General features: G+C 39.5%; 15 protein-coding genes. 2 read left to right on the top strand and 13 right to left on the bottom strand.

What is annotated here, in order from left to right; translation table 11 throughout:
• Positions 1-310 precede the first annotated feature (310 nt).
• The 4 genes from FNK51_RS27605 to FNK51_RS23200 form a co-directional block, all read right to left on the bottom strand.
• A complete protein-coding gene (locus FNK51_RS27605) occupies positions 311-418 on the bottom strand; it encodes a hypothetical protein (RefSeq protein WP_480339484.1) in 108 nt (35 codons plus the stop codon).
• 39 nt (positions 419-457) lie between these two features.
• Complete coding sequence (locus FNK51_RS23210; protein ID WP_480339483.1) at positions 458-1,879, bottom strand: amino acid permease; 1,422 nt, start codon at positions 1,877-1,879, stop codon at positions 458-460.
• 814 nt (positions 1,880-2,693) lie between these two features.
• Positions 2,694-3,824: a histidine kinase N-terminal domain-containing protein gene (locus FNK51_RS23205; RefSeq protein ID WP_063235023.1), complete on the bottom strand. Its 1,131-nt coding sequence runs from the start codon at positions 3,822-3,824 to the stop codon at positions 2,694-2,696.
• Positions 3,825-4,076: 252 nt separating this feature from the next.
• Positions 4,077-5,909 carry a sigma-54-dependent Fis family transcriptional regulator gene (locus tag FNK51_RS23200; RefSeq protein WP_141994826.1) on the bottom strand — a complete coding sequence of 611 codons (1,833 nt, stop codon included), beginning with the start codon at positions 5,907-5,909 and terminating at the stop codon, positions 4,077-4,079.
• Between the two features lie 518 nt (positions 5,910-6,427).
• Here FNK51_RS23200 and FNK51_RS23195 point away from each other — a divergent pair.
• Complete coding sequence (locus FNK51_RS23195) at positions 6,428-7,909, top strand: aldehyde dehydrogenase family protein (RefSeq protein ID WP_141994825.1); 1,482 nt, start codon at positions 6,428-6,430, stop codon at positions 7,907-7,909.
• Between the two features lie 198 nt (positions 7,910-8,107).
• On the opposite strand, the gene FNK51_RS23190 is transcribed toward FNK51_RS23195, so the two are convergent.
• From FNK51_RS23190 to FNK51_RS23175, 4 genes are all read right to left on the bottom strand, one after another.
• Positions 8,108-8,812, bottom strand: coding sequence for a TerC family protein (locus FNK51_RS23190; RefSeq protein ID WP_141994836.1), 705 nt, complete (start codon positions 8,810-8,812; stop codon positions 8,108-8,110).
• 287 nt (positions 8,813-9,099) lie between these two features.
• Entirely contained in the window at positions 9,100-10,620 is a 1,521-nt protein-coding gene (locus tag FNK51_RS23185; protein ID WP_141994824.1) for a tagaturonate reductase, read from the bottom strand.
• 82 nt (positions 10,621-10,702) lie between these two features.
• The gene (locus tag FNK51_RS23180; protein WP_141994823.1) at positions 10,703-11,716 is read right to left on the bottom strand and encodes a zinc-binding alcohol dehydrogenase family protein; all 1,014 of its coding nucleotides are present in this window, start codon (positions 11,714-11,716) and stop codon (positions 10,703-10,705) included.
• 44 nt (positions 11,717-11,760) lie between these two features.
• Positions 11,761-13,266, bottom strand: coding sequence for a UxaA family hydrolase (locus tag FNK51_RS23175; protein WP_141994822.1), 1,506 nt, complete (start codon positions 13,264-13,266; stop codon positions 11,761-11,763).
• Between the two features lie 198 nt (positions 13,267-13,464).
• On the opposite strand from FNK51_RS23175, the gene FNK51_RS23170 reads away from it, so the two are divergent.
• The gene (locus FNK51_RS23170; RefSeq protein ID WP_181762325.1) at positions 13,465-14,334 is read left to right on the top strand and encodes an AraC family transcriptional regulator; all 870 of its coding nucleotides are present in this window, start codon (positions 13,465-13,467) and stop codon (positions 14,332-14,334) included.
• Positions 14,335-14,430: 96 nt separating this feature from the next.
• Here the strand turns inward: FNK51_RS23170 and FNK51_RS23165 are convergent, their stop codons facing one another.
• The 5 genes from FNK51_RS23165 to FNK51_RS23145 form a co-directional block, all read right to left on the bottom strand.
• Positions 14,431-15,672: an MFS transporter gene (locus FNK51_RS23165; protein WP_141994820.1), complete on the bottom strand. Its 1,242-nt coding sequence runs from the start codon at positions 15,670-15,672 to the stop codon at positions 14,431-14,433.
• Positions 15,673-15,829: 157 nt separating this feature from the next.
• Positions 15,830-16,831 carry a LacI family DNA-binding transcriptional regulator gene (locus FNK51_RS23160; protein WP_098369489.1) on the bottom strand — a complete coding sequence of 334 codons (1,002 nt, stop codon included), beginning with the start codon at positions 16,829-16,831 and terminating at the stop codon, positions 15,830-15,832.
• Positions 16,832-17,016: 185 nt separating this feature from the next.
• Complete coding sequence (locus FNK51_RS23155) at positions 17,017-17,853, bottom strand: SDR family oxidoreductase (protein ID WP_098369488.1); 837 nt, start codon at positions 17,851-17,853, stop codon at positions 17,017-17,019.
• Complete coding sequence (gene uxuA / locus FNK51_RS23150; protein WP_098369487.1) at positions 17,850-18,926, bottom strand: mannonate dehydratase; 1,077 nt, start codon at positions 18,924-18,926, stop codon at positions 17,850-17,852. The genes FNK51_RS23155 and uxuA overlap by 4 nt, the downstream gene beginning before the upstream one ends.
• A gap of 12 nt (positions 18,927-18,938) precedes the next feature.
• Positions 18,939-19,559: a bifunctional 2-keto-4-hydroxyglutarate aldolase/2-keto-3-deoxy-6-phosphogluconate aldolase gene (locus FNK51_RS23145; RefSeq protein WP_141994819.1), complete on the bottom strand. Its 621-nt coding sequence runs from the start codon at positions 19,557-19,559 to the stop codon at positions 18,939-18,941.
• Positions 19,560-19,572: the final 13 nt, after the last annotated feature.

Here is a 19,572-nt window from a genome sequence, read left to right as displayed (position 1 = left end):
CCCCCATTAAATGTATGTGATCATTTATGGAACCAGAAAAAAAGCTGCCCATTAAGAGCAGCTCAGACTGTAGACAAACTAGATAAAAATTAAGTTTGTCTATGTTTTTTTGAGGGTTTGTAAAAACTTGAACGTTGATTGGAACGTAGGGTACTCGCATTCCGCGGGCGTTCCGCCCTCGGCGCTCTTTGCGCCTGTGGGGTCTCCCTTGGACGCGCTTTTCCCACAGGAGTCTCCCCATCTTCAAAAAAGACTTTTGGAATTCATATGCTGGCTGGATTTTGCGTTAAAGAAGGTTTGATCGATCATTTCATTTTCTCTTCGGGTCAATACAGCCGTAGCCCTTGTTCTGTTTACCATAATATCCTTTTGCTAGAAAACGGTTGTTTGAAGAGCAGCGTTTTATTAGAATAGTCAATCTTTTCTTTCTATAATTACACAAAATCGACTACATCCGTTACCCTTCCTTAACGTGAATTTTTTTTAGTGTTGCTTCTTGTTCAGGAGTTATTACCTTTTTCTTATGATAAAACAGGAAGTATGACCCAATTACTAGAATCGTGAGAAGGGTTGTAAGAAAGAATTGCAATCTCATGGAATCAATAAACGCCTGAGCAACGAATATAATAAATAATACGGCAATAGTCGCGTAGGTTAAATAAGGGAATAGCCACATTTTCACTTTGAGTGTCCCGGGATTTTCTTTTTCCGTCTTTTTCCGTAAATATAGATGGGAAAAGGCGATAAAGATATACATGATCATAGTGACTCCTCCAGAGCTGTTTGCGAGAAAAGCAAACAATTTATCAGGAGAAACAAATTTAAATGTCGTGCACACATAAGAAAAGAAAACACTTGCCGTTAACGCCCAAATCGGGATTCCCCTCTTATTCACACGAGAAAGGATTTTCGGTGCATCACCTTTTTTTGATAAAGAATATAACATACGGGAGCTTGTATATAGCCCTGAATTCAAAACAGAAAGCAATGAAGTGAAGATTACGATATTCATGATTTGACCCGCTGCCGGCAGGCCTGCCATATCAAATACGCTGGCATAGGGGGTTTTTAGTAAATCTTCAGCCCCCTGGGGGATTACGAGAACCAACACGGTCACTGAACCAACAAAGAAAAGAAGGAGACGCCATACAACACTATTTATGGCTCTAATAATATTTTTTTCAGGGTTTTCAGACTCTCCTGCAGCAATTGCAGCTACCTCACTTCCCGATAAAGAGAAAGTAATGAATATCACACTAAGAAGGACAGGCAGAAAACCTTTTGGTAAAAATCCTCCATCCCCAGTAATATTTGAAAGGCCTGGTGAATCAAAACCCGGAACAAATCCAAAAATCATGGCGGCACCCAGGAAGAGGAATATTACAATGGCAGCCACTTTCATGAAAGCTAGCCAGTATTCAAATTCCCCATAAGCTTTGACTGAATAGATATTAGTAATCGTCATTAATATAGGGAAAGATAGACTAGCAGCCCACATAGGTATACCAGGAAACCAATCATGAATCATAGTACCCAATAATGTAGTTTCAATAGCAATGATGATAACCCAGTTGAACCAGTATAACCAGCCGATCGTGTATCCGGCCCAGGGACCAAATGCTTGATGTGCATATGTTGAAAAGGATCCGCTATCAGGATTTACTACAGCCATTTCACCCAGCATGCGCATTATAAGCACGATCATCAATCCTGCGATTATATACGATATAATAGCACCAGGTCCTGCTGAATTTATTATTGTTCCGCTTCCGATAAATAGTCCTGCCCCAATTACCCCGCCAATAGAAATCATTGTGACATGCCTGGTCTTGAGACCATGTTTCAATTCATTTGTTTGAAGTGCCACTATTGTCACCATCCTTTAAAACTGTCTATTTACCGTTTTGTAAGCAGTAAACCACTGCTCATGGGTACCCTAGTAGAAATCTTTCATTCAAAAAAAGGTTACAGTCTTATCCCGTTTCATCAATAGTTTTAATGAGGCCAAATTCACAATCGATATATGTATATTGCACAGCATATACTCTATTAACTGTATCCGCTTTCTTTTTATAATCCTTCTTTACTACCATCAGCCCCTCAACGAAATACACGGAAAGTACAATGTTCTGGTTGATTGCACTTTTTGCTTTTTGTTGAGTGAAGTCCTTTTATGTAAAAATATAGTTACCCAGCTCTATTATTCCTTCCTCACTCTTCTTTTTTTATAAAAGCACCCTCTCTCACTAAAAATTTTATTCATATATTATAAAAGCAATATCCATGCCAAAAAAAGGATAGTTATTTTAGTAGTGTTTAACGCTTTTATGAATTTAAAACGATTCGATATTGAATCAAAAATTCAATTTTCGATTCAAATATTAATTATTAACCCTTTTCGATTCACAATCGAATCAAAAATGACAATTTAATTGTTTTCTTTTGAAATTTCGACACACATATATACTGAAAAATAACAGGGATAAAAAAGAAGATGCTAAAATCCAAAATGATTTCTTGGCACCTTCCAAATAGATTTATTTTCACTGAGAATGATTTTATGTAAATTACCGGCAGACCCGGAATGCCCTTCTACTATTAATCAAAGAACTATGTACAAGCGTCGAAAAATATCGATATGTATATAATGCTGTATGTAAAGTCACAATATGATATATTAACCCATTATATATTCAGTTCTGAACTTTTGGGAAATGGATGCTGAATGTAGTTAAATTTTCATTGGAGACACAATTCATATATCCATCATTACTTTCAATAATCTTTTTACATACGTATAATCCAATTCCCGTTCCTAGCTCCTTCGTTGTGACAAAAGGCTCAAAAATAGATTCTATCAATTCACTGGCAATGGCCGGTCCATTATTTGAAATTCGGATTATTCTTTCATTCGCCTCAATTATAGAGTTTATCCTCAAAATTCTAGGATGTTCCTTATCCTTTAAGGCATCAATGGAATTTATAAAAAGATTCAAGAACACCTGTTTTAACCCATCCTTGCTCGCTGTCATGACAAAGTTTGGATAAATATTTATTTCCACATTAACGCTGGCATCCACTATATTTGCATATGTCAGTTCTTGTATTTCTTCAATTAACTTTAACACGGAAATTTCCTCTCTTTGTTCCTCATTAAAATCAGATTTAGAGGTATGGAGGAATTGGGTTATCCTGAAATTCAACTGATTTAACTCATAATCAATGATATCCAAATATTTCAAGCTCGGGTTCTCCCTCTTCAGTAATTTATTGAACCCCATGATAGCTGTAAGAGGGTTTCGGAACTCATGTACAAAACTTGATGATATCTGACCCAGTACCGCTAATTTATCTTTGTGGTTTTCACTAATATAAGACTTTTTTTCCTCAATCACTTCATTTGTAAGATTCGTATATCTAGTTACTGCATGGTAGCTGAACGTATCAAAGTGCAAGTTGATGTCATTAATGAATTTCTTCATATAATTAATTGGGATATTGGCCCCAAAAACATTTCTAATTATGATATTTCTCCCCAAATTGATATTATATAGAAAATCCCCAATGTTGATATTTGCTTCAAGACGTTCTTTTGCAACCTGGTAAGCCAATTTTATCAGCACATCATCAGACAATATTTCCTTGAACGTTTGGATGACCAGTGAGTACATCCCATAACCATTTTCTTTAATCTTTTCTTTGTAGGGGTCTATTTCATTGATCTTAATAGTCTCATTCCATTCATTTAAAAACGCAGATTCATTTTCTTCCAAATATTGAATCAATACATGTTTATACTTCGTATGTTCAGATGACAACTTCATACTATTGACCACACATCCCTTGCGGAATTTTAGATACTATATCAATAACATCATTCTATATGAGATTTTGATTTCCTGCACTTCATTATTTATTGTTTTTCAAGGTGAAATGTAGCTTATAAAGAGATAAGGTATGCTGGTCCGCATATAGTTACTTGCGATAACAAAGATTCGACCAAATCAGGTCGGAAATTCGATATTGTCATAAAAAGGAAACGCATCATTCATGTTTTTTTATATACGATGAAACTCTTACTTTTGATAGTTGATTCCATATTTTTTCATTTTTCTATAAAGCGTATTTCGGCCGATGTCGAGTTGTTTCGCGGCGTTACTGATATTTCCATTTGTTCGTTCCAATGCATTTCTGATAAGTTGGGTTTCTTGTTCTTGAAAGTTTCTTGGTTCTCGATCGGCATTTGCCCCTTCCTCATGTGTAATGGAAGATACAGGACAAAGTGCTACAAGCAAGTCCCTTCTAATCGGGCCATTATCAGCTAGGAATGCAGCCTGACCGAGCACGTTTTGTAATTCGCGGAAATTTCCTGGCCACGAATATTCCAAAATGAATGTTTTAGCTTCGTCAGTTAGTTCGGTATGTTCACTCTTATAAGGTAAATCCGCTAAAATGTATTCTGCTAACAGCAATAAATCTTTACGACTCCTTAGATTTGGAAGTTTTAAAGATAATCCACAAAGACGGAAAAATAGATCTGCACGGAATTCTCCAGCTTCAATTTCTTTTTGTAAGTCTTTGTTGGTGGCGGCAATGACCCTTACATCGATGGGAATGGAAGCATGTCCGCCGACACGCGTCACACATCGTTCCTGAAGCACTCGGAGCAGTGTCGCTTGAGCTTGAAGCGGCATATCCCCGATTTCATCCAAAAACAGGGTTCCGCCATCAGCCGCTTCGAACTTCCCCTTATGCCCGCCGCTTTTTGCGCCAGTAAAGGCACCCTTTTCATACCCAAATAACTCACTTTCCAATAAGTTTTCGGGAATTGCGCTGCAATTGATGGCGATGAATGGCTTATCACTTCTTAAGCTAACCCCATGAATGGATTGAGCGAACAGTTCTTTTCCCGTTCCGCTTTCTCCAGTGATTAGCAGGCTGATATCAAGTGCTGCAGCTCTTTTAGCAATGGATATGGTTTGATTCATTTGCGGATCATTACTTATTATATCAGTAAATTGATAACGATTAGTTGTTAAACCATCAATCAATTTTTGTTTTTTTAACCGCACGATCACGGAGGATTGATGTTCTATATTATTGCCGAGGGTTTGTACCAAGAACTCCTGGTCTTTAATTGAAACCTTCTGTTCTAAAACAAGTGGGTCTGTTCCTGATATTATATTCGATACCGGTTTTCTCAATGTGCCTATAACATGCGACGCCGCTAAATTGAGATCTGTAACTTTCCCCTCTTTATCAAGGGTAATTAACGGATCAGGGTATGAATCATAAATATAATAAAGGTTTTTCTCCTTTTTTTGAGTATGGGACAATAATAGTGCTTGTTTGATGCTATCAGCCACCCTCTGAACTAAACTAATGGAAAAAGGATGATAATTCTGTTGATGACTGCTTAAGTTCAAAACACCAAGCAGCTGCCCATCGGGGTGATAAATGGGCGATGCGGCACAAGTAAGGAAATGGTTATCCTGATGAAAGTGTTGACTGCCATGAATCAATACTGGGTTTTTTTCTACTATGGCAGTTCCTATTGCATTTGTTCCTTTTGATTCCTCTAGCCAATTTGCCCCTTTTCTCAGGGAAACATTATCTGCATGGCGAATGAAAGCTGGATCTCCAACTGTTTCGATGATATATCCTTCAGGAGCAGCAAGTAATAATATGGACTCCAAACCATTAATCGAGCGATAAACTTCTTCTAAAATGGGGGAAGAATGGTACAGGAGTTCTGCATATCGTTCGTGGTATTCGGCCAACTCAAATGCACCAAGCATATCTTCCTTATCCATCCTGCTTGGCTGAAGCCCCTTCGAAATGCACCGCTGCCATGATTCTTGAATAAATGCCGGTATGGTTCCTTTATCCGCGCTAATATTAACAGACATTGAATAATCCTCCCGTATGTATAATCCAGTAAAATGGCCACTGTTTTTTATTCAATTTCATTAATGAAATTATATGCAATTTAATATTTTAGAGTATTTAGGATTTGTTCATTCAATTTAATTATAACAGAAAATTCAGATATTCACCAAAGTGAAGACAGCCATCTGCGAACTACTTCACTTTTTTGTTCCATATTGGAACACCTGCTTGTTCCAATATGGAACAGAACGGCACCTTCCCATATCCCTCTACTATCTTCTTTAACTGGTTTCATTGTTTTTTTGTTATTGGCATAAGTCTTGCATAATTACATGTCGAGAAATTGATTCCTTTTTGATAAGGGGGGAACGAAATCAAGTAATCAAGTTTTTAAAGATATTCAGACATGCTGCAAGTCAGCTAAAGAGAAATGTATCGAAAACATAAGCTTATACCTAATCCTTTACTTAGAGGAACGCCATTGTCTCAACAGATTTTATGATGGAACCTTAAATCCAAATGAAAAGGGGTATTATACATGGAACAAACTATTAAACTAAATCCACGAGTGCAAGAATTCTTGAAGGGCACTAAAAAGCTTTTGATTAATGGGGAATTGGTGGAAGCTGCTTCAGGAAAAACCTTTGAGACTCTTGATCCTTCAAACGGCAAGGTTTTAGCGGTTGTGAGTGAAGCAGGTCCGGAAGATGTCGATAAAGCAGTCAAAGCAGCCCGTAAGGCTTTCGACAACGGTCCTTGGAAAAAAATGAGTGCATCGGAACGCAGTCGCCTCATTTATAAATTAGCGGACCTCATGGAGGAACATAAAGAGGCGTTAGCACAATTGGATACCCTGGATAATGGCAAGCCAATTGGCGAAACGACTAATGCCGATGTCCCCCTTGCAATCGATCACTTCCGTTATTATGCTGGATGGACCACTAAGATAGTAGGACAAACAATACCTGTTGCTGGGAATTACTTCAACTATACCCGTCATGAAGCAGTTGGAGTGGTAGGGCAAATCATCCCTTGGAATTTCCCTCTACTTATGGCCGCATGGAAATTAGGCGCAGCCCTAGCAACCGGATGTACGATCGTTTTAAAACCAGCGGAGCAAACGCCGCTTTCAGCATTATATTTAGGTCAATTGGCGCTTGAAGCAGGTTTTCCTCCTGGCGTTCTTAATGTCATACCTGGATTTGGGGAAACAGCAGGGTCACCGCTTGTAGACCATCCAGATGTCGATAAAATTGCCTTTACCGGTTCAACCTCAGTAGGGAAAATGATCATGCGCCAAGCTTCGGGAACTGTGAAAAAAATCTCGTTGGAATTAGGCGGAAAATCACCTAATATCATTTTACCGGATGCAGATATGAGTAAAGCCATTCCTGGTGCTTTAATGGGCATCATGTTTAATCAAGGACAAGTTTGCTGTGCCGGTTCCCGACTGTACATTCAAAAGAAATCCTATGACAATGTGGTAGCTGACTTAGTGTCACATGCAAAAAACATTAAACAAGGGGCCGGTCTTGATCCATCTACCCAGATAGGGCCTTTGGTTTCCAGTGAACAATTGGAAAGAGTGGGTAGTTATATTGAAAAAGGAAAGTCTGAAGGAGCCGAAGTGGTTACCGGGGGCAATTACGGACAAGGAGAGGGCTATTTTGTAACACCTACAATATTTGCAGGCGTTGAAGATGAAATGACAATCGCTAAAGAAGAAATCTTCGGTCCTGTTGTAGCTGCCATGCCATTTGACGATTTGGATGATGTGATAAACCGTGCAAATAACTCTGAATATGGATTGGCTGCTGGTTTATGGACACAAGATGTAAAAAAAGCCCATTATGTGGCTAATGAATTAAAGGCAGGTACAGTTTGGGTAAACTGTTATAACGCCTTCGATGCAGCTTCACCATTTGGCGGTTATAAACAAAGTGGAATCGGACGGGAAATGGGCAGTTATGCTTTGGATAATTATACGGAAGTCAAAAGTGTATGGATTAACTTAAACTAATAAAAGAATGAACGCTCCATATGATCATTTGTCTCGGGTATCGTGATTGGAATGCATGTTATCGATTCCATAAATATTCGCAAAAAGGAGTACCATAGTGCGGACTTTGGTACTCCCTTTTCTTGTTTTGAAACTTTTATCATTGGGGCATAGAAAAAAAGAGAGACCTTTCATTTTCGAAAGGTCCCTTTGTGTCCATTATCCATTACGTTCGATTTGCATTTTCTCTCTGTTTGCTTTTTCTTTTTCTATATTTTTCTGTCTTGAAGTCCCGGCAACCAGGATTCCAATCACCACTATCGCTTCAAATCCATATTTAATGAAGGGATTTGCAAAATAGTCTTGCATGAAGGGTTCAGCTACAATCATTTTAGCAGCTGTCCAACCTAGTATGCCCGCACCAATTATTATGATGACTGGGAAACGTTCAATCAGTTTCAGGATCAAAGTACTTCCATACATCACTACTGGGATAGATACAAGTAAACCGATCACCACTAAAGTGAAGTTACCATGAGATGCACCTGCAACCGCTAGGACGTTATCCAATCCCATCAAAGCATCCGCAATAATGATAGTTTTTATGGCAGCCCACATAGAGTCTGCAGGCTTCAAATCATGTTCCTCTTCTTCGATAAGGAGCTTATAAGCAATCCATACAAGAAGTAATCCCCCTATTAAATGCAGTCCAGGCACCTCTAAGAGCCAAACAACCAGCAGCGTTGCGATGATCCTTATCACTATTGCCCCGACCGCTCCCCATATTATCACCTTTTTTTGCTGATCTTTTGGAAGCTTTCTTGCAGCCAATCCAATAAGGATCGCATTATCACCGGCTAGAACCAAATCTATCATAATGATCGCTAAAAGTCCTGAAATGAATTCACCTGTTAAAAAATCCAACATATTTTCCTCCTTTATACAAAAATAAAGAGACCTCTGCCATATATGGCAAAGGTCTCGCTAAGCACTAAATGAATTAGGCCAATAAAGCCGGTGGAATTCCACGTAATGACGACTTTATTTCAGGTTATCCCTGACGCTACTCCCCTTCACGGGAATAAAGAATATGTAATTCTTTTGATATCTTCCATTAGGAAACTACCAAGTAATTATATCACTTATCCAGTATACCAAAAATACAAATAAAATAAAGAAAAAAATAAGAGATAGGCAGGATATTCATGAACTTAACTTTGCCCGAATCCTTTCAACGGATAATCTCCATCAATCATTCCTTCTAGATATTGGCATAATTCATTTCCTAGGTTCGGGATACCGCTCAAATCCTTCCCCCATAGATATTGATTACTTAAGGTGGCTTCTATCAATTGTCTAAGCGGGATCCCTCCCCTCTCATAACCAAGCCATTGTTCCTTGAAAAATTCAATAGTCTTTATATCATCTTTAACAACATAGACTTTACCCGCGAAGCTTTTACCAATATAACTCCCCTTTACATCATGAACCTTATAAAATCGGATCAGGCCCGAAAAACCTCGGACGATACAGTCGGGTAGCTTGCCTTTCGCCCTATGATATTCCTCTAACGTAGGCAGGAGACGAACCTTAAACTTCGAAATACTATTCAGCGAAATATCGGCCAGGAGGTGATGTACAAAAGGATTCTTAAATCGCTCAAGAACACTTTCCCCATATAGCATCATCTCATTTTGATCAAAAGGTAATGAAGGAATTATTTCCTTTTCGATGGCATTGCTCAGGAATCGGTTGAAATCAGGATGATCGATTGCCTGTTTTACTTCTTCCAATCCAGATAAAATGCCTAAAGGAGCCATCAAGGTATGTGAACCATTAAGAATCCGTACCTTCCTCATTTGATAAGGCACTAAATCTTTAACCCAACGCACATTTAATCCGGATTGTTGTAAGGGAAGACGCTCATCAATAGAAGGGTCACCTTCAATAGCCCATAAATGATAGGGTTCTGCCGTATTTAGCAGAGTATCCGTATATCCCCATGATGCAAATAGTTTTTCCGCCTCATTAGCTGGGAATCCTGTAACGATACGGTCTACAAGCGAGTTTAAGAATAGATTGTCCCGGTCCACCCACTCCATGAAGGGCTTTGGTAAATCCCAATCCCTGCTATGCTTAAGAACACATTGCTTCAATGAATCACCATTTCTCTCTAAAAGCTCACATGGAAGCATGGTGAGTCCTTTTTCCGCATCTCCGTTGAAATGCAGATAACGATGATATAAAAAAGCAGTCAGTTTTCCTGGAAAAGATTCAATCGGGATTCCTTCTTCCAAAGGAATCGGCTGGTATTTGAGTCCTGCTTCAGTCGTGTTAGAAACTACAAATTCCAATGCAGGGTTTTCTGATAACGCTAAAAATTCCACCCAATCTTCATATGGATCAATTACCTTCGAAAAAACGGAAATGATCTCTGTATGTTCCATTTTCTCCCCTTGGTGAAAACCACGTAACATTAATGTATACAGGCCATCTTGCCGCTTCACTTCCTCTATTTTCCCTTTTCCGGCGCGGCGAGGCTGGGTAACTGCAATACTTCCCATGAAATGACCTTGTTTATTACATTCATGAATCATCCAATCAAAGAAGCCTCGAAGAAAATTCCCCTCCCCAATCTGCAATACTTTTATGGGAAAATCCATCATATGTGAATATTGGACAGCTTTTGTATCTTTACTCAGACCCTTCAGTTGGCTTTTATTAAAGTTCATGACCAAAGAACTCCTTTCTAACAGAAATATCCAATTCGGAGTGCGATTTAAGAGGTTGCCCTTATGACAGCATACATAATGCTTAAATTTCGACGATAGCCTTGATCACTTTAGCTTCAGGAGTTAACCACCCTTCAAACTGATTGATCATTTCATCCAAATGTGTGCGGTGTGTAATATACTGTCCCATATCCAGCTTGTCATTCTTCAGCGTATTCACGACATAATCAAAGTCATCCCTTGTTGCATTACGGCTTCCCATTAATGTAAGCTCTTTACTGTGGAATTCAGGATCATTAAAGGAAATATCCGCTTTAACTAACCCAACATAAATCAACCTTCCGCCGTGAGCAGGAAATTTAAATGAATCCATCATTGACTTAGCATTGCCTGTCGCATCAAATACCACGCTTGGCATATCTCCATTTGTCAATTGGGCTAATTCCTCCATTGGATTCTCCAAAACGTTCAACGTATAATCGACATTTGCCCATTTGCCAGCAAACGCAAGGCGTTCATCATTTACATCCATTGCGATTACCTTCGCACCCTGTTCTTTAGCGAATGCCATGACTCCCAAGCCAATTGGACCAGCACCAATTACCAGTGCAAATTCCCCTTTTTGAATAGCAGCGCGCCTAACTGCGTGAGCCCCTATACTTAAAGGCTCTATCATTGCGGATTGGTCAAGTGTAAGACCCTCTGTTCTCACCAAATGATTATAAGGAACCGTCATCCACTCACTCATGCCGCCTTCAGCATGTACACCCAAAACTTTCATATCCGTACAGCAGTTCGTTTTTCCACTTCTGCAAGCCAGGCATTTTCCACATTCCATATAGGGGATGATCGATACTTGATCTCCGACATTCAGCCCTGATTCATTCTCCGATATGGATTCAATATAACCGGATAATTCATGTCCAAGTATTCGAGGGTAGCTAAAAAAGGGTTGATTACCACCATAGGCATGAATATCCGTACCGCAAATTCCTATTCGCCGCACACGAACCAAAGCTTCGCCTGAATTTGGAACCGGTTTTTCCGTCTCGATCATCTTAAATTCAAAAGGTTGTTCACAAACAATACTTTTCACTGAATAACACTCCTTTTTAGTATCTTAATAGATATTTACACCTGTTAGAGAATGACGCCTTCTTTAAAGATGCTTATCTCCCGATAACCGAATTTTTCATTATTCGTTTTCTTTTTACCTGATGAAAGTTCAAGAATGTATTGGAATAAATCGTCCTTTAATTCCTCGATCTTTTGACCTTCAATCAGTTGCCCTGCATTATAATCAATCCAGTGTTTTTTACGATCGGCTAAATCTGAATTCGTTGCTATTTTCACGGTTGGCACCGGTCCGCCAAATGGTGTTCCCCTTCCCGTAGTGAACAGAACGATATGTGCACCTGCTGCTGCCAAAGCCGTCACCGAAATCAGGTCATTTCCAGGAGAATTGATTAAATTCAAACCATGCTTCACTACCCTTTCACCATATGGGCTAACATCCACTACAGTGGCATGGCCGCCTTTTTGCGTGCACCCAAGAGATTTTTCCTCCAGCGTACTTATGCCGCCTTCCTTGTTTCCAGGTGAAGGGTTTTCATAAATTTCCTGATCATGGCGAATGAAATACTGTTTGAAATCATTAATAAGGCCAACGATTTTATTAAAGGTTTCTTCATCTCTTGCCCTGTTCATCAATATCGTTTCCGCTCCAAACATCTCAGGAACCTCTGTCAATATCGTGGTCCCGCCATTTTCTACAATAAGGTCGGAAACCGCACCAACCAATGGATTAGCTGTAATGCCTGAAAAACCATCGGAACCCCCGCATTTTAAGCCTATTTTCAGCTTTGAAACCGGTACGGGCTTGCGTACGAATCCTTCGGCATATTCCACTAATTCTCCCATTAAACGTAAGCCGCTCTCCAATTCATCTTGAACCTCCTGGGCTTTTAAAAATTTAATGTGATTTGGAGGAAATTCGCCTATGACCTCTTTAAATGCTTCGATTTGATTGTTCTCACATCCTAACCCTACAACTAAAACCCCTGCCGCATTTGGATGTTGAGCCAAGGCAGCTAAAAGTTTCTGTGTATGTGTCAAATCATCACCCAATTGAGAACAGCCGTATGGGTGGGAAAAGTGTTGAATCCCATCGATTTGTCGATCTTTAAACTGCTCATTTCCCATTTTAGCGAGAATTTCACATGTTTTATTGATGCAACCAACCGTGTTGATGATCCAGATTTCATTTCGGATACCCACTTCACCATTTTCACGGATATATCCTTGGAAGGTATGATCTTGACTTGACTCTTTTGTATTTTGACTGCTAGGTTGATAGGAATAATCCAATATACCATGCAAACCGGATGCTAGATTATGGGTGTGAACCCAATCGCCAATCGAGATATCTTCTTTAGCTTTTCCGATCGAGTAGCCGAATTTGATTACGTCCTCCCCTCGTTTTATCGGTTTCACTAACATTTTATGCCCTTTAGGAATGTCATCACTTGCCTTTATATGGATCATGCCCCTGTCTTCCGTTTGAATCTGGAGGCTCTGTCCTTTATGAATCCCCTCCAAGGAAATAACAACATCATCATTTGAATGCAATTGAACAAATTTATTCATTTTGTCCCCTCCTTATCATGAGTGAAGACGTTCAAAACCAAACGTCAATCCATTCCGAAAGCCCTTTCATTTTTCGCTTGAACTTTTTTAATTTTTAAATCTATTTTAATTTTAACATCAATTTTTGAAATATAAATTGCATATTTTGCTATAAATATACTCATTCTTGTTGTATTATACTTTCAGGAGATGAACGAAATGAAAAAAATTCATAATGCATTAAATCATGATTTACTCTTCCCATTTTCTTTTGTCTATCAGGATACGAAAAGTCCCCAGAATGAATTGTCCGATCATATGCATGACTATTATGAAATTGTTTATGTTTATAACGGTAAGGGGACCTTTTTTATCGGTGATGTGTTTTATGATATGCAGCAAGGGGATGTATTCCTGATCCCTAATAATACAATTCATAGGGCTTTACCCAATAAGGACGACCCTGTTACCTCCACCATTATCTTTTTCAGTCCCACATTGATATATAAAGATATGGTTGATGATTCTTTTTCATATTTACATTTGTTTGACCTGACAAAAAAGAGTAAGAATTATAAAATATCATTGCCGAAAAATAAACAAGTAAAGATGGAGGAACAGCTACAACTCATCCTGCAAGAAACCACTAGCCAATCAATGGGCTCGAGGCATGCTTGTTTGCTGACCGTTCATCAAATCATACTTGATTTATACCGTACCCGGATAAATGGCAAAGAAGATATACCAGAGGGCAATAGCTATAGTTCAGAATGGATCAAAGATATTTTAATTTATATTAATGAACATATCGATGAAGCATTGACTTTGACGACACTTGCACAAAAAGCTTTGGTCAGTCCCGCTCATTTCAGCAGAGTTTTTAAGGACACGACCGGAATTGGCTTAATAGTATATTTAAATACGAAAAGAATCATCAAGGCAAAGGAACTTTTGCTGGAAACGAATCACACCATTGCCCATATTGCTGAGATGTGTGGTTTTGAAAGCATGCCCCAATTTTTTCGCACCTTTAAAAAATACAATAAAAAAACACCTGCAACATTTCGAAAAGAAAATCGGATGCGCTAAGCATGCCTAGTAAACATGAAAAATATTAATTCATGAAAAATGGAAGTGTCTTCCCTTGATATTTCCTTTGGGAGACACTTCCATTCTAACAATCTATTACGCAGGCTTTACTATCGGTCTTACAAAACGGATGACTGCAAGCGATGCAACGATGGCCAATCCTCCTGCAAGCAAGAATGCAACTGTGTATGTGCCTGAGGTATCGACAATATATCCTGTTAACGTCGGTCCGATGATACCTGCTGTATTTGCCAAGAAATGCATAAAACCTCCAACAGATCCAACATTACCAGGGTCGACAACATCGTTGACGATTGCCCAGTAAATGGCACCAGTCAAATATAGGAAGAAGACGGAAAGTGCGACAAGCGTTACCGCACTGACCGTTGTGGATACCAGTCCGGCAAATCCGATACATACCGCCGATAAGAATAAACATGTTACAAGCACGAGCTTACGTGAGAATAAAACACCTTTTTGAGCGAATTTTTTAGAGAAGAAATCCGACACGAATCCACCCAAAGCAAGTCCGATGAATCCAAAAATCCATGGAATCACAGTAATGATGCTCATATTTTCTACACTTAGGCCGCGTGCATCCACCAAATAGCTTGGGAACCAAGTTAAGAAAAAGAAGAGAATATAGTTGTAAGAAAAAAAGGCTAGAGCTGTAAATAAAACAGTTTTTTGTTTTAAATAAAAGGTGAATTTCAACTTTCCTTCCGATGTTGCGGCTACATAAGATTTACCAGTATGTTTCTGTTCTTTTGACTCTTCTGGTTTTTCTTTAACGAACTTCCACCAGCAAATCGCCCATATAAGGCCAATCACCATTATGGCAATGAAAGAAACTCTCCATCCATATGAGATGGCAATAAATCCAACAATCGGACCTGCTATGGCGCCACCAAGCGGCGTCCCACTATTCGTCAAACCAACGACAGATGCCCGTTGATTCGCTGGGAACCAGTTATTCACCATCTTATTGATGGTTGCAGAAAGAGGGCCTTCGCCCATTCCAAACAAGATGCGGATGACTATCATACTGGCAAAACCGACAGCAAGTACAAGTGCACCACTGAATAAAGACCAAACGATCATCGCCACGAAAAGCGTAAGCTTTGCACCCCATTTATCGGACGCCATTCCTCCAAGGAAATTAAATATGGCATAACCAACTGAAAAGCTACTAAAAATAATCCCCATCTGTGTTGCTGTTAAGGATAAATCATCTTGGATGAACGGAGCTGCAATGGACAGTGCAGATCGGTCCAGATAATTTATTACACCTGCCAAGAACAAGAAAACGATAACCATTCCTCTACCATTTGAAAACATAAAATACCCCCCTATACGTTTCAATAAATGCAGCAGCATTTTTGGAAACGTTTCCATTTAATAACCAAGAGTAAAGCCTATATGACCTTTAACTAAATCGGTTTAGAATTCCCGTAAAAAAGCGCTTTCTTTTTCACAGGAATTCTTACATCGGGTTCTAGCAAGAATTCCTTGAAAGCAAAGTCGGTTTCAAGCGATGCACGCTTGTATCCTCTATTCCTGTTTTATTGATTTGACTAAGCAGTAACTCTGCTGCCAAGTTGGCCATTTCAATGGCTGGCTGATTAACCGTTGTGATGGTCGGTGTATAGAAACTGGCATAGGGCACATCATCGATCCCTATGACCGCTATGTCATCAGGTATATTGATTTCGTGCTGTTTCATATAACGCAACACTTCATTAAGTACGATATCATTTCCTGCCAAAATGGCTTGAGGCGGCTTTTCCAATTCGAAAAATTCTGAAAGTGCAACCGGAATTTCATCTGCGTTCACTGTTTTAATATATTCAGAATTAAATGGTATCCCATGTGTCGCAAGTGAATCCTTGTACCCTTGGATCCGTTCGATACGAGGACTAATATCGCGTATTATTGAGGTGGTTATGATTGCAATGGTTTCATAACCCTTTTCAATAAACCTGTCGATCGCTAACTTGGAAGCAAGGTGATTATCGAGCATGACTGTTGCAATATCCAATTCTTCGATCGTCCTATCCATGAAAACAATCGGGAAATGATCACTCTTCATACGTTGATATAAATCAAGATTGTCCCCTGTGGGGAATATGATGATCCCATCAACTTGTTTAGCTCTTAGCATTTCAATATAATTCTTTTCCTTCTCAGGATTGTCATCTGCATTGCATACGATAATATGGAACCCTTGTTCATAAAAGTAGTTTTCTATAGCTCTAATAACCTGAGTTGAAAACGTGTGAAGAATATTGGCAACCACCACCCCAACGGTAAAAGTGGATTTTTGTTTTAAACTGCGTGCTAATATATTAGGCTGATAGTTTAACTCTTCTATTGTTTCTTCAATCTTTTTCCTGGTTTTTTCACTCATATATTCGTAACGTTTGTTCAGGTATTGGGAAACTGTGCTTTTTGATACTTTCGCGTGATTGGCGACATCAGTAATTGTAATAGTTTTCAATTCATTCATTCCTGTCGTGTGGTTTCAATTCTCTATTACCAAAATGGCTTAGATATATAAGGAATATTCTATTATAATAAGGAAAGCTTTACAATCAACTTCTGATGCAGTAAAAAAGTCAATTTCCCATACCGTGGAACTAATTTAATCACGGTCACTTGTTTGCCTTTTTATTGGACCCGAATTCAGACACCTGAGTATGCCATGAAGCCCCCATCGACTGGTACCGTAATTCCTGTGACAAAGCCCGAATAGGATTCATCAACTAGCCAAAGCAAGGTACCAAGTAAATCTTCAGGCTGCCCAAAGCGCTTCATGGGTGTTGAAGTAATTATTTTATTAGATCTTGCCGTCAGGCTGCCATCTTCATTAAGCAGAAGATTCCGATTTTGCTTCGTCAAAAAGAATCCTGGAGCAATGGCATTCACCCGTAAACCTTCTTCGGCAAAATGAACAGCCATCCACATGGTAAAATTATTTATCGAAGCTTTGGCAGCACTATATGCTGGTACTTTAGTCATTGGAGCGTAGGCGCTCATGGAAGATACATTTACGATAACAGGTGCTTCCACTTGCAATAACTCTTTCCCAAAAACCTGACTGGCCAAAAATGTACCGGTGAAATTACTGGCAAAAACCTGGGAGAAACCATTTTCATCCAAATCAAAAAAGGATTTTCCTTCTGCTTCTTCCCCATATTTCTCTGGAGCTGTAATGGCATCAGGGTGATTGCCTCCCGCACCATTTATTAATAGATCCACTCTTCCGAACGATTCTATTATTTTCCCTTTTGCATTTTCCAATGAGGTTCTATCCAAAACGTCTGCCGCGATGGAAATCGCAGTCCCCCCAGTTTGTTCAATGAGTTCGACCACTTCTTGCCCTTTTTCCGCCGTTCTGTTCAATATAGCTATCTTGACACCATGACGGGCCAATTCCACCGCCATTTTGGAACATAAAACACCGCTGCCTCCAGTGATCACTGCCACCCTGTTCGATAAGTTTTCATGAATGGGAATCATGATTTTTCACCTAATTTAGTAGCTTCATATGCATCCCATAATCCGAGCAAATACATGATTCCCAATGCTCGGTCATATAAACCGTAACCTGGGCGGCAAACTTCACCCCATATATGGCGGCCATGATCCGGTCTGACATAACCAGTATAATTTTGCTTATTCAATTCTTCCACGACGCCCTGTATATTGATCGATCCATCCTGGGTATGATGGGATGTTTCCACAAAGTCACCGTTTTCATAAATCTTCACATTGCGTATATGGGAGAAAGGCGAACGGTTTGCATACTTTTTAGCCACCTGAACCATATCATTTTCAGGGTTTGCCCCCATCGATCCTGTACACAAGGTAAATGCATTCGATGGTGAATCCGAAATCGAAATCAATTTTTCATAGCTCGACTCTCCGGTGATGATTCTTGGCAAGCCAAAAATGGACCATGGTGGATCATCCGGGTGTATTGCCATTTTTATACCGCAAGCCTCGGCAACAGGTAATATTTCTTTTAGGAATATTTCAAGATTTGCCCATAGCTGCTCTTCGTCCACAGTTTTGTAAGCTTCGAATAATTCAGAGATTCTATCCATCTTTTCTGGTTCCCAACCTGGTAAAGTTAAATCTGAAGCTTCCGTTACTGTACGAATTAAATCTTGCGGCTCTAACGTATCCACTTTCGCTTTTTCATAAAACAGGGCAGTTGAGCCATCTTCCAAAGGATGGAACATTTCCGTCCGAGTCCAATCAAAGATCGGCATGAAGTTATAACAAATGACTTTCACTCCAGCTTCCGAAAGATTCCGGATCGTCTCTTTGTATTTCTCTATATATATCATGCGGTCTTCATTACCCAATTTAATCGATTCATGGACATTTACACTTTCTACGACATCCGTGTGAAAACCAAATGATTGGATATACTCAATTTCTTCTTGAATTTCTTCCTTTTCCCATACCTCACCAACAGGTTTTTGGTGAAGTGCCCAGACAATCCCTTTCACTCCAGGAATCTGTTTAATGTGCTCCAATGTAACGGTATCATTGTCTTTCCCGTACCATCTAAATGTAATGTTCATCATGCACCTCCATTATTCCGCAATTTTTTGCATGTATTTTCGGCTTAATTCCACTGCGGCTTCATAGCCGCCATTTTGATAGGCTTTGTTCAAGTCACTGCCGATCCCGATTGCTACCGCGCCTGCATTCAGCCAGTCCTTCATGTTATCCAAATTAATTCCGCCGGTTGGCATGATCCTTACATTGGGCAGTGGACCATTAACGGACTTAATGAAAGAAGGTTCAAAATGGTTTGCCGGAAATAACTTCAAAACATCACAACCTGCTTCCAATGATGTAGCCATTTCTCTAATGGTCATGCATCCAGGCATATAGGGAATGCCGTATCGATTACAAAGTTCTGCTACGCCATTGACAAAATAGGGGCTGACGATAAAATTGGCGCCAGCTAAAATCGCATGCCGAGCCGTTTCAGAATCAAGTACAGAGCCTGCTCCTAATAGTGCATCCGTATTTTTCATTTCTTTGAAAGCTTCTTCAATTCCCGGTGTTGTATAAGTCAATTCGATTGCCTGAATACCGCCTTCCACAGCTGCTTTAGAAAGTTGTGCCGCCTCCTTTGCATCCTGTCCCCGGATAACAGCTACAACTTTCGTTTCCGTTATTCGATGTATGATTGAATGTTTATCCATAACTCCTACCCCC

The organism is Bacillus sp. B4EP4a, assembly GCF_006680105.1.
GTDB lineage: Bacteria > Bacillota > Bacilli > Bacillales > DSM-1321 > Peribacillus > Peribacillus simplex_E.
Note: the sequence above shows the minus strand (reverse complement) of the source record. Positions and strands in the feature narration are given on the sequence as shown.